This window comes from Chloroflexus sp. (genome assembly GCF_056331925.1).
This window is the reverse complement of the sequence record NZ_JBWGQH010000004.1, coordinates 26,054-38,998: the sequence shown is the minus strand read 5'-3', so window position 1 is coordinate 38,998 and position 12,945 is coordinate 26,054. Positions and strand designations below refer to the sequence as shown.

13 protein-coding genes are annotated in these 12,945 nt (G+C 54.6%); 8 read left to right on the top strand and 5 right to left on the bottom strand.

Annotated features, from left to right (window positions below):
• Positions 1–164 precede the first annotated feature (164 nt).
• Entirely contained in the window at positions 165–1,196 is a 1,032-nt protein-coding gene (locus AC01ZF_RS03275) for a polyprenyl synthetase family protein (protein ID WP_428112746.1), read from the bottom strand.
• 233 nt (positions 1,197–1,429) lie between these two features.
• On the opposite strand from AC01ZF_RS03275, the gene AC01ZF_RS03270 reads away from it, so the two are divergent.
• Complete coding sequence (locus AC01ZF_RS03270; protein WP_287910364.1) at positions 1,430–1,849, top strand: BlaI/MecI/CopY family transcriptional regulator; 420 nt, start codon at positions 1,430–1,432, stop codon at positions 1,847–1,849.
• A 114-nt stretch (positions 1,850–1,963) separates the two neighbouring features.
• Here the strand turns inward: AC01ZF_RS03270 and rimO are convergent, their stop codons facing one another.
• The 3 genes from rimO to AC01ZF_RS03255 all read right to left on the bottom strand — a co-directional run bounded on the left by rimO (position 1,964) and on the right by AC01ZF_RS03255 (position 4,831).
• Positions 1,964–3,334, bottom strand: a complete 1,371-nt coding sequence (gene rimO / locus AC01ZF_RS03265) for a 30S ribosomal protein S12 methylthiotransferase RimO (protein WP_428112748.1) — start codon at positions 3,332–3,334, stop codon at positions 1,964–1,966.
• 175 nt (positions 3,335–3,509) lie between these two features.
• Positions 3,510–4,007: a YajQ family cyclic di-GMP-binding protein gene (locus tag AC01ZF_RS03260; RefSeq protein WP_428112749.1), complete on the bottom strand. Its 498-nt coding sequence runs from the start codon at positions 4,005–4,007 to the stop codon at positions 3,510–3,512.
• An 11-nt stretch (positions 4,008–4,018) separates the two neighbouring features.
• Positions 4,019–4,831, bottom strand: a complete 813-nt coding sequence (locus AC01ZF_RS03255) for a helix-turn-helix domain-containing protein (protein ID WP_424677026.1) — start codon at positions 4,829–4,831, stop codon at positions 4,019–4,021.
• Between the two features lie 242 nt (positions 4,832–5,073).
• On the opposite strand from AC01ZF_RS03255, the gene AC01ZF_RS03250 reads away from it, so the two are divergent.
• Both AC01ZF_RS03250 and AC01ZF_RS03245 read left to right on the top strand, forming a co-directional pair.
• Positions 5,074–5,250 (top strand): hypothetical protein, encoded by a 177-nt coding sequence (locus AC01ZF_RS03250; RefSeq protein ID WP_424677025.1) that lies wholly within the window; start codon positions 5,074–5,076, stop codon positions 5,248–5,250.
• A gap of 11 nt (positions 5,251–5,261) precedes the next feature.
• Positions 5,262–5,426: a hypothetical protein gene (locus AC01ZF_RS03245; RefSeq protein ID WP_424677024.1), complete on the top strand. Its 165-nt coding sequence runs from the start codon at positions 5,262–5,264 to the stop codon at positions 5,424–5,426.
• Here the strand turns inward: AC01ZF_RS03245 and AC01ZF_RS03240 are convergent, their stop codons facing one another.
• Entirely contained in the window at positions 5,427–6,764 is a 1,338-nt protein-coding gene (locus AC01ZF_RS03240) for an amidohydrolase (RefSeq protein WP_428112751.1), read from the bottom strand. It abuts the gene before it with no gap.
• A gap of 187 nt (positions 6,765–6,951) precedes the next feature.
• Between AC01ZF_RS03240 and AC01ZF_RS03235 the strand changes: the two genes are divergently transcribed.
• The 5 genes from AC01ZF_RS03235 to AC01ZF_RS03215 all read left to right on the top strand — a co-directional run bounded on the left by AC01ZF_RS03235 (position 6,952) and on the right by AC01ZF_RS03215 (position 12,938).
• Positions 6,952–7,611: a hypothetical protein gene (locus tag AC01ZF_RS03235; protein ID WP_424677022.1), complete on the top strand. Its 660-nt coding sequence runs from the start codon at positions 6,952–6,954 to the stop codon at positions 7,609–7,611.
• Between the two features lie 502 nt (positions 7,612–8,113).
• Positions 8,114–9,946, top strand: coding sequence for a VanW family protein (locus tag AC01ZF_RS03230; protein WP_428112752.1), 1,833 nt, complete (start codon positions 8,114–8,116; stop codon positions 9,944–9,946).
• Positions 9,947–10,073: 127 nt separating this feature from the next.
• Positions 10,074–10,541, top strand: coding sequence for a CBS domain-containing protein (locus AC01ZF_RS03225; protein ID WP_015940374.1), 468 nt, complete (start codon positions 10,074–10,076; stop codon positions 10,539–10,541).
• A 273-nt stretch (positions 10,542–10,814) separates the two neighbouring features.
• A complete protein-coding gene (gene pdhA / locus AC01ZF_RS03220) occupies positions 10,815–11,882 on the top strand; it encodes a pyruvate dehydrogenase (acetyl-transferring) E1 component subunit alpha (protein WP_476575113.1) in 1,068 nt (355 codons plus the stop codon).
• 57 nt (positions 11,883–11,939) lie between these two features.
• Complete coding sequence (locus AC01ZF_RS03215) at positions 11,940–12,938, top strand: alpha-ketoacid dehydrogenase subunit beta (RefSeq protein WP_424677019.1); 999 nt, start codon at positions 11,940–11,942, stop codon at positions 12,936–12,938.
• Positions 12,939–12,945 lie beyond the last annotated feature (7 nt).

The window sequence follows — 12,945 nt, the reverse complement described above, 5'->3', positions numbered from 1 at the left end:
TATCATCGTAAGGGCGCACCAGCGCCCGAGAAATCCTAGCGTGCGGAAGATTGCTCGCTCCGCTCACAATGACAGAGGGTAGTGCACCCGCCCTGGATTCTGAACCTCAGGGTTAAGGCTTCAGTTAATAATTTGTTGAGCAATGGGTTGATCTGGTAACACATTTACGCCTGTCGCCCAATAAGACTCTGGGTGAGCGCGTGTAACCGTTCCCGTGCAGCCACCGCCGCCGGCGTCGGTGATTGCACAGCAGCCAGTGCGGCAAAAGCCGCCTGATGATGCTCGTTGGCTATGGCCGCACAATATGCACGCGAACCGGCGTGATCGAGAATTGTCAACACCTCGGTCACTGCCGCATCGTCGAGGGTGGGTCGGCGATAGAGTTCGGCCAATCGCTCACGATCAGGACTATGGGTTAGCGCGTGTACAACCGGTAAGCTGACCTTCCGCCGGTACAGATCGGCGGCAAATGGCTTACCGGTTCGTTCGGGTGCTCCCCAGATACCAAGGATGTCATCTTCGATCTGAAAGCCCAGCCCCAGCGCACGACCAAACTCGGCCAGCGCGGTAACGGTTGCCTCTGGAGCACCGGCAACCCGCGCACCAAGCTCGGCTGCCCCGGCAATAAGGGCAGCGGTTTTACCGCCGATCATCGTGAGATAATCGTCAGGCGTAATACTTAGATCCCCCTCAAAGCTAAGATCGAGATACTGCCCTTCACAAATCCGTAAAATCACTTCATCGAACCGGCGCAAGATTGCCAATACGCGCTCAGCCGGAACCCCCACGTCAGCCAGACGATGAATGGCGAGATGAGCAATCACAAACATTGCATCGCCCGCGTTGATGCCGTGTGCCAACCCCCAGATGTGCCACAGCGTCCGACGGCCACGCCGCATGGCGCTGTCATCTTCGATATCGTCGTGAATTAGGGAAAAGTCGTGGAGGAGCTGGATACCGGCTGCCAGGGGCAGCGCCTGTTGCGGATCGCCACCGGCTGCCGTACAGGCCAACAGTACCAGTTGTGGCCGAATGAGCTTGCCCGGATCGGCTATCGCCGGCGTCAGATCTTCGTTACGCCAGCCAAGGTGGTATTCCTGCATGGCGTAGAACCGACTCAATCGCCCTTCGACCACCGGAAATGCAGCGCGCATTTCCGCCTGAATTTGCGCTTTAACGTCATTTTCCGCCATCATACACATTACAACTTCATTACAATAAGCGAACATCTACACAAAACACGGTTATTAAACACTTATAAAAGACTTTTTCGAGTTTTACTACATTTAATCGTAGAAAGGCTTTGTAATAGTACTACATGTCATCATCGTGTAATGTAGACATCTTCTCGAATTACATAGTATGACATACACTCACATTAAACAAAGTAACAAAAATCTGTCATTGAAGTAATGAACGAGGTGTTGTCATGGCCTTCAATCTACGCTTTCGCTTTAGCCCCACCAAAGATGGTCTGGTCAAAGTACTCGGCCCACTCGAGACGGAAATTATGCAAATCCTCTGGCAAGAGGGTTCAAGCACGGTAAAAAAGGTGCATCGCAAGCTCGCTCAGCAGCGCGATATTGCCTATACGACCGTTATGACAACCATGAGCCGACTAGCCGAAAAGGGTGTGCTTCATCGTGAGCGCGACGGGCTGGCGTATGTGTATACCCCGGTCATTAACGAAGATGAGTTCGTCAATCTGGTCGTGCAACAGGTCCTCGACGGATTGCTCGATGACTACAGTGATACCGCAATTTCGTACATGGTCGATTATCTTGCCAAGAACAACCCCTCTGAATTGCGGCGTCTGCAACGCGAGATTGCCAGGCGATTGAATCTATGATTCGGTTCGCCTTGTACCGAATCGACAGAGCAAACAGGGCGCACGCACAGGTGCGCCCCTACAATGGGGAGTAAAACTCCTTCTTCCTCCTATCCCGGTGATCAACATACCCGATCACGCAGCGACTTCGCCCCACAGATCGTAATCGGTAGCCTGCATCACTCGTACCAATACCATACTTCCAATAGGGTGCGTTCCCCATACAAACACTTGCCCGTCAATTTCAGGTGCGTCCCGGAATGAGCGGCCCACACTCAGCGGCTGACCATCATCGGTCGCACCATTCCCTTCGATCAAGACGGTCAGTGTGCGGCCAACCCAGCGTTGATTACGCGCACGTGAAATCATTTGCTGCACTCGCATTAACTCATGCCAGCGCCGTTCGATCAGGTGTGGCCGTACCTGATCGGGCAACTCGGCAGCAGGTGTACCCGGTTCACGCGAATAGCGAAAAGCGCCTACCCGGTCGAGTTGGGCGGTATGGAGAAACTCGATCAGGGCATTGAACTCGGCCGTTGTCTCACCGGGATAACCAACAATAAACGTTGAGCGGATGGCAATATCAGGCATTGCCGAGCGCAATTCAGCAATTAATCGCAAGGTACGATCGGTATCGGGCGGCCGCCGCATCCGACGTAGCGTGGCCGGGTGAGCGTGTTGCAACGGCATATCGAGATAGTGGCAGATCTGCGGATGGCTGGCCATTGTGGCAATCAAGCGCTCGCTAATCCCGTGGGGGTAAGCGTACATCAGCCGGATCCAGATATCCGATGGTGTCACCTGGCACAGTTCATCGAGCAAGATAGCCAAGCCATCGCGCAACCCCAGATCACGACCATAATCGGTCAGGTGTTGGGCAACCAGCACAATTTCACGCACACCCTGCGCAACCAACTCTTGTGCTTCAGCCAATACTGCCCCAACCGGTTTCGAGCGCATATCCCCCTTGAAACCAGGAATAGTGCAGAACGCACAGCGCAAGTTACAACCATCGGATATTTTAAGATAGGCAGAAGGTGTGTGGCGCGTGCGTCGAATCTGCGTCGTGCGCCAATCGGCATACGAAACGGGCTGGTCACCGTTCGTGGTCGGCGTAAGAGGAATCGTATGGGTCGGCTGAGTCACGGTTAGCGGAATAACCGGCTGGGCCAGTTGGTTCACGACTGCGCCGATCTGCGTCCATTGCTGCGTGCCGACGGTACCATCGACACCTTGCACCCCCATCACTTCAGCCGGATGACTTTGCGCCATACAACCGGCGGCGATCAGCCGCTGACCGGGCCGTTTGCGCTCGGCCAATGCTTGCAAGACACCGAGCGTTTCGGCCCGTGCAGCGGCGATAAAACTGCATGTGTTAACGATAATCACGTCAGCCTCATCGGCTGAAGTAACGGCCTGATGTCCTTCGGCACTGAGTAGTCCGTCCATCCCTTCACTATCAACGGCGTTCTTCGGACAACCCAGCGTAACAATGTGATATTTCATGAGCTGCTCGTATAGACGGATACGCTAGTAAATGAGTCATTTCAACTACACATTGCCAGACGATACACTACGTGACCGGCCAACACCGGCTGCTTTCATTATAGATCGAGTTATGCACACAATCGGCGGAAACGGCGCCCGCTGCCGTTCCCGCCGTCCACCATCCACCTTAACACTAGCGATAGTTTGTCATTTGCAACGGCACTGGAATTTCACTCTCCCGTTCACGCAAAAAGACAATCACCGCTTGCAACTCATCACGGCTCTTGCCTGTCACCCGTAACGCATCACCTTGAATCCGCGGCTGAACCTTAGGGAAGCGCTCGCGGATCATCTTGGCAATCTTTTTCGCCAGTTCGCTATCGATACCGCGTCGCAACGTCACCACCTGCCGCACACGGCCACCGCTCGCATCGGTCGGCTTACCGTAATCGAAAATCTTGAGTGAGAGTTTTCGGCGCAGGGCTTTGGTCTCCAGCACATCACGCACACTGCGCAACGCCATCTCACTATCGGCTTCGATAATTAATTCTGTTTTACTTAAAGTTAGCGTCACACCAGCATCTTTCAGATCATAGCGCGTCTGCACCTCGCGCAACGTCTGATCAACCGCATTTACCAACTCTTGCTGATCAAAATCCGAGACAATATCAAAGCTATTCTCGCTTGGCATACGCTACTCCTTTAATTTGGCGGCCACGACCAATTCACCGGCTGACCGGGTATGGTACCAAGTGATCCTTGCTGCAAACCGTTTACCGTTACCTCGACATCAGTCGGATTGCCGGCGCGAATAAAGACGCGCCGTTGCGCCGTAAAGACACGTTGCTCACCGGCACGCATAATCGCTTCAAACACCGTATTCCCGTCAGTTTGGACCCGGATCCACGAGGCTTCATTCCCACGCACATTCGGTACCCGCACCTCGATCACAATCGGTGCAATTGGTGTCGGGCTTGGTTCTGGCGTTGTCACCACAACCGGTGACAACGCGAGTAGAGACGGCGTTGGTGTAGGCAAGGCAATAACATCGGTCGGCAATAGGCTTGGTGTTGGGAGGGGTGATGGTGGTACAATAGTTGGCGAGGACGCAACACCGGCAGAAGGAGTAGCTCGTTCACCGATTCGGCCTAACGCACTTAGCCCGACGTAAGCCAAGCCGACAAGAATCAGGGTGATAAAGAAGATAGCGAAAAAACTCGGCAAAACGTACATACGGGTGCGTGGGGGATTCGTGGCCGGTACAACTCGAATCTTATCGGTCGCTCCACGTTCACGCCGATAGAGATCGATCATCTCATCGGGAGGTAAACCGAGGTATTGCGCGTAGTTACGAATAAATCCACGAGCAACGACATCACTTGGTAACCGCTCAAATGCCCCCTCTTCTAGCGCCTGCAACGATTGTAACAGAATACGTGTCTCAGCCGCAGCCTGTGCTAGTGAAATACCATTTGATTCTCGCGCCCGCCGGAGACGCGCACCTAACTCACTCATAACGCAACCTTCTGCTCTCTGTAGCGTTACCACCCTCCCTATGGTTGTATCAAAAATCTTTAATGATAGATGCCTAACATTCCATCCACAGTATACCACACCCCTCATCGGCCCTCACAATTAGCCGAGATTGGTTGAAACGAAGGAAGATTCATGCTCGTATTATTTGCGAGGTGTTATCGGTCATCGTACTCTCCATCCCACCACAACATACAGAAAGGACGACCACAATGATGAGCGCTATGGTAATTATTGCAATCGTGATTGCCGGGTTGATCATCGTCGCTCTCATCGGATCGGGTATCTTCTGGTTTCTGGTACAAATCGGTGTCATCGTGCAAAAAGCGGTTGAGCCGCCGACCAAAGACTTCGGCAGCTACTCACTCGATCAAGGTCGTGATGTAGACGAACATCGGTAGTGAGGATACTCATGCAGAGCAAGCGTGAACGTGAAGCAATCATTGTGGGGAGTGCGGTTGGCACAACCGCTTTCATCATCAGTGTGATGTTGGTTGGTCAACCGCTCTGGATCAATCTGCTGGTCGTGATTGTAGCTGGTAGTGCTTTGTGTGGTCTTGCAATTCTCTTCGATTAGCTACGCATCGGTTCTAGATTCAGGATACACTGCTATCCGCTTATCGAACTGATACTGCGTTAGGCGCTCCATCCGTGCAATCACCTCACGCAGCACTCGTGGCTTATCGATGGTGAGCAAAACGCGATCACGCATCAAGATGCGACCATCCACAATCACTGTACGCACATCGGCGGGCTGACTACTGTAGAGGAGCGCTGCTGCCGGATTGTGTATCGGCTGGGTATGCGCGGTCGCGTACTGGATCAAAGCCAGATCGGCACGCGCACCGGGTTGCAAAACACCAAGCCCTGCCCACTGTAAAGCTTGCGCGCCAGCAACGGTCGCCAACTCGAGCACCGTTCCAATCGGCATGACCCGTGCATCGCCGGTGCGCAGTTTTTCGAGCAGTGCAAGTAACCTCGCCGATTCGAGCACATCGTAGGTATTGTTACTTGCCGCCCCATCACTCCCCAGTGCGACCGTTACCCCTGCTGCCCGCATGGTTGTCACCGGTGCAACACCTATCCCTAGCTTCATCTCGGTCTTCGGTGTGACTGCAACCGCCACTCCATGCGTCGCAAGGATGGCAATATCTTCTGGTGAGACATGAGCAACGTGGGCAGCCAGTGCCGGCCCGGCAAACAATCCCGCATCATACGCTACCATCACCGGTGAACGACCATAGGTAGCGATACTCTGTGCCACCTGCCCGGCCGTCTCGGCTAAATGAATGTGAATTCCTACTCCCAACTCACGCGCCGTTCGCGCGATGCGGCCCAAGAACGAAGGGGTACAGGTATAGGGCGAGTGTGGCCCCATCCAAACCCGAATGCGATCACCGGCAGCACCATGCCACTGCTCGGTAAATCGGCGCGCACTGTTAAGCTGGGTATCCTCATCAGCACCGGAAAAGAGCGTCCACGCCAACAGGGCACGCATTCCCGATTCCTGAACCGCTTGAGCGATAACATCCGTCGTAAAATAGTGATCGGCGACGCATGTCACCCCGGCTTCAATCATCTCGGCCAGACCGAGTAACGTACCCCAATACACATCTTCCGGCGTCAGATTGGTTTCGAGCGGCCAAATAAAGCGGTTAAACCACTCTTCAATCGGTACATCTTCAGCCACCCCCCGAAAGAGGCTCATTGCGGTATGAGCATGGCTATTGATCAGACCGGGGATGGCTAGATGCCCCTCACCGTCAATCACCTCACGGGCGAGGCCGGAACTAATCGCAGGAGCGATCGCGCTAATGCGTCGATCGGTGATGGCAAGGTCGTGGCGGGGCAGAATGGTAGGAGCGCCATTGGCGATCTGGAGAACATCGACGTGCTGAATAAGAAGATCGTACATAGCGTGCCATTTCTTGCATCAGCGTGGGCTTAGAATTATTGTAGCCGGAAAGAAGTATCTTGGCAAATCGACCAAAGTTTGCCAATATTGAACGTATGTGCTATAATTAACACAGCGCCGGCACTGCACCAATAGACAGGCATCGGGCGCAATGGGACGAGAGAGTACGGAGAATTGGAGGATGATCATGCCGGCCAAAACCACCGCCCCCAGTGAACGCAGCGTCACCCGCACCTATCGCACCGCCATCAAACTCGGTGACGATTTCATCACCATTGAAGAGACGATTACGCTTCCGCTCGATGCAAGCCCCGAAGATGTACAACGAGCTGTGGAACTCGGCTGGCGTATTTTCCATCAGCAACGCGAAGCCGTCGAGCAGCAGATTGCCCAGATTCGCGAGCAACATCCGACTTCGACGCCGATAACCGTGCGCGATCCGGATGCACCTGCCAGCGAACGGCAACGTAACTTCATTGCCTCTTTACAACAGACGCTCGGCTGGTCAAACGAACAATTAGCCGCGTTTGCCCATCAGCTCGGCTACGACTTAGTATCGCTCAACAAAGGCCAAGCCTCAGCTTTTATCGATGAGCTACGCCGCCAACAAGAAGAACAGCAGCGACTGGCCGTAGCCGAAGAGCGCGCCCGTTATGCCCACCAGCCGATCAACGATCGACAACGCAATGCTATCACCAACCTCGCCCGTGAACTCGCACTTGATACCAATACCGAAATCCAACGCCGGTTCAATGCTTCGCTCGACCAACTGACCAACGAACAGGCAGCAATCCTGATCAATGAATGGCAAGCTATGCAACGTGCTTCCCGTGATACTCGGCGCTGATCAATGTCTGACGCAAACATCCATGTGATGAAAACTGCCGTGCCCCGTCTTGCACACGGGATGGTCGGGACAACCCATCGGTTGCTCTACGCCCCTGCACGCTACACCCCTCCCTCCCCTGCACCAACCGTCGGGGCTGCTCTGCACGCACACCCCTCCCTCCCCTGCACCAACCGTCGGGGCTGCCCTGAACACCGCCTACCACACCACCGCATCCCATACACCAGCGGTCGGGGTAACCAACGGTCGGCTTTTTCGGTTGCTTTGAGTGACAAGACGCCGGTATGCATCCCATACACCAGCGGTCGGGGTAACCAACGGTCGGGGCAACTCGCTGAATCGCCCTATCCCTGAACGCCACACCAACCGCCGAACACCGTCATGCTTCACGCTCGTCCCGCGACCCTCTGCAATGATCCCCTACCTTGACATCGCTCCAACATCGCGTTAGACTGAAGCTATAATGAGCGCTTACCGCATTGCAATGCCTTAAGAGACTGCAATGGATCAGCCGTTGCCGACCAGAATAGTACCTGCCCGCCGGACGTTGATGTGGCGCATCCTTGAGTGGCTACTGGTGCTGTGTACATTGGCCGGGCTAGTTGCTACCATTGGCTATGGCATACTCCTGTTAGGTAATCAAGTATTTGCCGAACGCATCTATCCCAACATTAGTGTGCACGGTTTACCGATCGGTGGTATGACAAGGGCTGAAGCCCGCGCAGCCCTCCAACGTCGCTACGCCGATTTCTTAGCCGCGCCGGTAACCCTCAGCTTCGATGGGCAACTCTGGCTACCGGCAGCCGAAGACCTTGGTCTCAGGTTGGCCATCGATGAGGCGCTCGACACTGCTTTTGCACTCGGTCATCAGCCCGATTGGGAAGCAAACCTCCGTCTCGCTGCAGCAACATGGCAACACGGTATTGATTTGCCTTTACACCTGCAATTTGATCAGCGCGTAGCCCAGATCACGTTGCGCGCTATCGCTGCCGAAATCGATCGAGCACCTATCGATGCTAGCGTCGAGCTGCGCAACAACATCATTATTGTTGGTACCGAACAGTGGGGACGCCAAACCCTAATCGATGAAACTATCGCTGATATTGCCGCCGCCGTCCAGAGTCTCCAGCCCCAAGAAGTGCCGATTCGTACTAGACAGCTTGAACCACGGGTACGCGACACCGATCTTGCACCGACGGTCACCGAGCTTCGTCTCTTACTTAGTGGCCCTATCTGGCTTGAAGGACGTGGCGGGCAATGTCCAAACGGGTGCCGTTGGGAATGGCCTACTACCCAGATCGCGACGTGGATCAAACTACGCAATCTGACGGCCGTCGATGGCCGCCCGGCTATGGCCGTCATGGTAGACCAAACAGCGATCCGTGCAGCACTCACTCCTATCGCTGCGGCTCTCCGGGAAGAAGGTGGTCTACCACGTGTTGACTGGAATAACGGAAATCCACGTATTCGCACACCCGGTACACCTGGCCGTGGCCTCGCCGTCGAGGAAGCGTTGGCCCGTATTAATGGAGCACTCTACGGCAACGAACGCACCGTCCTCCTCCCCATGCGCGAATTGCCACCACCAGTAAACCCTGATAACCTTGCTGCGCTCGGTTTGAGCGAACCGGTTGGGATTGGGGTCAGTTCGTTCCGTAACTCTGCCGAATATCGGATCACCAATATTCTGGCCGGAGCTCGGCAGATAGATGGCATCCTGATTCCACCCGGTGCCACCTTTTCGTTTAATACAACGCTTGGCCCGGTGATCCCCGAACGCGGCTTTGTAGAAGGTTTAGCGATTGTTGACAATCGCACGCAGAAAGAGTGGGGTGGTGGCCTTTGCCAGGTAAGTACCACCGTCTTCCGCGCCGCATTCTTCGCCGGTTTGCCGATCAGCGAGCGTCACGCCCACTCATTCCGCATTAGTTGGTACGAAGAACTTGGTGAACCACCCGGTCTCGACGCGGCAATCTTCACCGGTGTACATGATCTGCGCTTCGTGAATGATACTGGCGGCTGGCTTCTCCTCACCAGCAAGGTCGATCTGCATCGCCAACAATTGACGATAATTTTGTACGGTCCACCGAGTAACCGCCGAGTTGAATACTCGTACCGTATTCTCGAGCGCACACCGGCCCCTACCCAACCATTATATGTCGACGATCCTTCCCTCCCATCTGGCGTTATCCGCCAAACCGACACAGCCCGCGATGGTCTGCGGGTCGAGATCTATCGGACGGTGTATACCAACGGTGAAGTCAGCCTACGAGACACCATCCCGACCACCTTCCAGCCGTGGCCTAACATCTTTGTGCGTGGTACCGGTCGGTAAAACTCACCTGTCGCCTAACATGTTGACTGCGTCGCTAGATTGTCAAACTCTGCTATACTAAGACAGAGTTGCTTGCGCAACTACTCTCGTGAATACTATCACGACCAATAATGAAAGGTGTAGGGGAATGAAAGCGCGCGAGATCATGACCCGTGATGTGATCTGCATCGCCGATGATGCCTCTATTGAAGATGCCGCTCGCCTGATGGCACGCAACCGAATCAGCGGCCTACCGGTGATCAACAGCCATGGCATGCTCATCGGTCTCGTCACCGAACACGATCTGATCGCGAAAGAAGGGCGCACGGTGAAAGAAATTATGACCCGTAGCGTCATTAGCGTCAGTGCCGATACCGAGGTGGAACAAATCCAACACCTGCTCACCAACCAACGTATCCGGCGAGTACCGGTCGTCGAAAACGGCAAAGTTATCGGTATTGTCAGCCGGTCTGATCTAGTTCGCCAAATTGCAATGCGTTGGGTTTGCGGGGTCTGTGGTGAGATCGTCCGCTCACTCGACGCACCCAAACACTGCCCACGTTGTGGCGCTGATGCTAACGCTTTTACTCACGAAGTCGTGCCACCGGGGATGTAAGGAGAAAGCAGGAGAAGGGGAATACGAAGCACGTGATCGGTGACGCGCCATGGGAGGAGGGCGCAGCGCCTCACACGAAGAGAGTAAGATTAAACGAGCAATGAGAGGAGCGGGAGCCATCACTCGATCGCACTGATCCGTAACTCTATCCCTTTGCCGCTCTCACATCTTGTTTTCTTCTTACTCTGTCCCCTTCACCATGCACGTGACTGCATATTGGGCACGCACCAGGACCTCTGGGAGCGTGCCCAGCATCTGAAAGGAGACCCACTTATGACCAATGTAGCCGAAACGGCTCAGCCTCTGCTTGAGCGCGCAACCGCCGATGAGCTAAAGCACTACTACTACCAAATGCTACTCATCAGACGATTTGAAGAGCGCGCCGGTGAAATGTACGTCAAAGCCAAAATTGGCGGATATTGCCACCTCAATCTTGGTGAAGAGGCCACTATTGTTGGCCTCATGGCTGCCCTCACTCCAGACGACTACATTTTTACTAATTATCGCGAACATGGTTACATTATTGCCCGCGGTGTCTCTCCCGGTCCAGTCATGGCCGAGTTGTTCGGTAAAGAGACCGGTGTCTCCGGTGGACGCGGCGGGTCGATGCACTTATTTGACCGCAAGACCAACTTTATGGGTGGTTACGCGATTGTCGGTGGTCAAGTCCCACTTGCCGTCGGTGCGGCCTATGCGTTGCGCTACCAGGGCAAACCCGGTGTGGTCGTCGCGCAAATGGGTGACGGAACAACCAACATTGGCGCCTTCTACGAGTCGCTCAATCTGGCGAAATTGTGGAAGTGCCCGGTTCTCTTCTTTATCGTCAATAACGGCTACGGTATGGGCACCTCTGTTGAAGCCGGTTCATCGGAACCAGACTTATGGAAGAAGGGCGCATCGTTCCGTGTGTACGGCGAGCGTGTCGATGGCACCGACGTCCTTGCCGTGCGCGATGTTGTGCGTCGTTTACGTGCCCGCGCCGAGGCTGAAGGTGAACCGGCCATTATCGATGCGGTTAGCTTCCGTTTCCGCGGTCACTCGGTGATCGACGCCGACCGTTATCGTGATCCTGAGGTTGTACGCCGTGGACGAGAGCTGTACGATCCGATCCGCAAATTCGCGACACTCCTGCTCGATCATAGGGTCATCGACGATGGATGGCTGAAGAGCGTGACCGAACGGATAGAGCGAGAAGTGCAAGAAGCCATCGATTTCGCGAACAATAGTCCCGATCCTAAGTTCGAGGATCTCTACAAGTATATGTATGCAACGCCGGTACCCAATACGCCAACCGCCGAGGATGCGATTCGCGCGGTTAAAATTAACCACGGTGAGTTTTAACGGTCGGTTCGGCATTGGTACGAAATCAAGGATGTCTGAAAGGATAACGAGGTTGCTATGCCTGTGATTACCTATCGTCAGGCGCTGAATGATACGCTTGGCGAAGAATTAGCTCGCGATCCGAACGTCCTTCTCATGGGAGAAGAGATCGGCGTCTTTCAAGGTTCATATCGTGTGACCGAGGGATTACTCGCTGAGTTCGGTCCCAAACGAGTAGTTGATACGCCGATTGCCGAAGAAGGTTTTGTCGGAGTCGCCATTGGTGCTGCCATGCTCGGTCTGCGCCCAGTGGTCGAGATTATGACCATCAACTTTATCTTGGTAGCCATCGATCAAGTTGTCAATCATGCCTCGAAAATCCACTATATGTTCGGTGGGCAGGTGAGTGTACCGCTCGTGATCCGCACCCCATCCGGCGGTACCGGCCAATTGGCGGCTACCCACTCACAGTCGTTCGAGAACTGGTTTGCCTACTGCCCCGGCCTGAAGGTCGTTGCACCGGCAACCCCCTACGATGCCAAGGGGTTGCTACGGGCAGCCATTCGCGACGACGATCCGGTGATCTTTATCGAATCACTGGCACTGTACGATACGAAAGGCGAAGTACCCGAAGATAGCGATTATGTTGTGCCAATCGGTGTCGCCGAGGTCAAACGACCGGGGACCGATGTGACGGTCGTGTCGTATTCGCGAATGACGGCAATCGCGTTGCAGGTCGCGCAGCGTATGGAGCAAGAGGGTATCAGTGTCGAGGTCGTAGATTTGCGTTCGCTGCGCCCGCTCGACCGCCCAACCATTATCGAATCAGTAAAGAAGACTAACCGCGCTGTCGTCATCACGGAAGATTGGTACTCCTACGGCGTCACCGCCGAGATTGCAGCGACGATCCAAGAAGAGGCATTTGATTACCTCGATGCACCGGTCTACCGGGTAGCTGGTCTCGAGGTACCACTCCCTTATGCGAAGGAGTTATCAGCCGCCTCGAAACCGAACGCTAATAGTCTGATCTACGCTATTCGACAGGTCATGCGCGGTACGAAGCGCATGCGAGCATAAATTATGT

Coding starts and splice junctions, on each gene's coding strand:
- AC01ZF_RS03275 (WP_428112746.1), bottom strand. CDS start 1,196: ATGATGGCGGAAAATGACGTTAAAGCGCAAATTCAGGCGGAAATGCGC.
- AC01ZF_RS03270 (WP_287910364.1), top strand. CDS start 1,430: ATGGCCTTCAATCTACGCTTTCGCTTTAGCCCCACCAAAGATGGTCTG.
- rimO (WP_428112748.1), bottom strand. CDS start 3,334: ATGAAATATCACATTGTTACGCTGGGTTGTCCGAAGAACGCCGTTGAT.
- AC01ZF_RS03260 (WP_428112749.1), bottom strand. CDS start 4,007: ATGCCAAGCGAGAATAGCTTTGATATTGTCTCGGATTTTGATCAGCAA.
- AC01ZF_RS03255 (WP_424677026.1), bottom strand. CDS start 4,831: ATGAGTGAGTTAGGTGCGCGTCTCCGGCGGGCGCGAGAATCAAATGGT.
- AC01ZF_RS03250 (WP_424677025.1), top strand. CDS start 5,074: ATGGTAATTATTGCAATCGTGATTGCCGGGTTGATCATCGTCGCTCTC.
- AC01ZF_RS03245 (WP_424677024.1), top strand. CDS start 5,262: ATGCAGAGCAAGCGTGAACGTGAAGCAATCATTGTGGGGAGTGCGGTT.
- AC01ZF_RS03240 (WP_428112751.1), bottom strand. CDS start 6,764: ATGTACGATCTTCTTATTCAGCACGTCGATGTTCTCCAGATCGCCAAT.
- AC01ZF_RS03235 (WP_424677022.1), top strand. CDS start 6,952: ATGCCGGCCAAAACCACCGCCCCCAGTGAACGCAGCGTCACCCGCACC.
- AC01ZF_RS03230 (WP_428112752.1), top strand. CDS start 8,114: ATGGATCAGCCGTTGCCGACCAGAATAGTACCTGCCCGCCGGACGTTG.
- AC01ZF_RS03225 (WP_015940374.1), top strand. CDS start 10,074: ATGAAAGCGCGCGAGATCATGACCCGTGATGTGATCTGCATCGCCGAT.
- pdhA (WP_476575113.1), top strand. CDS start 10,815: ATGACCAATGTAGCCGAAACGGCTCAGCCTCTGCTTGAGCGCGCAACC.
- AC01ZF_RS03215 (WP_424677019.1), top strand. CDS start 11,940: ATGCCTGTGATTACCTATCGTCAGGCGCTGAATGATACGCTTGGCGAA.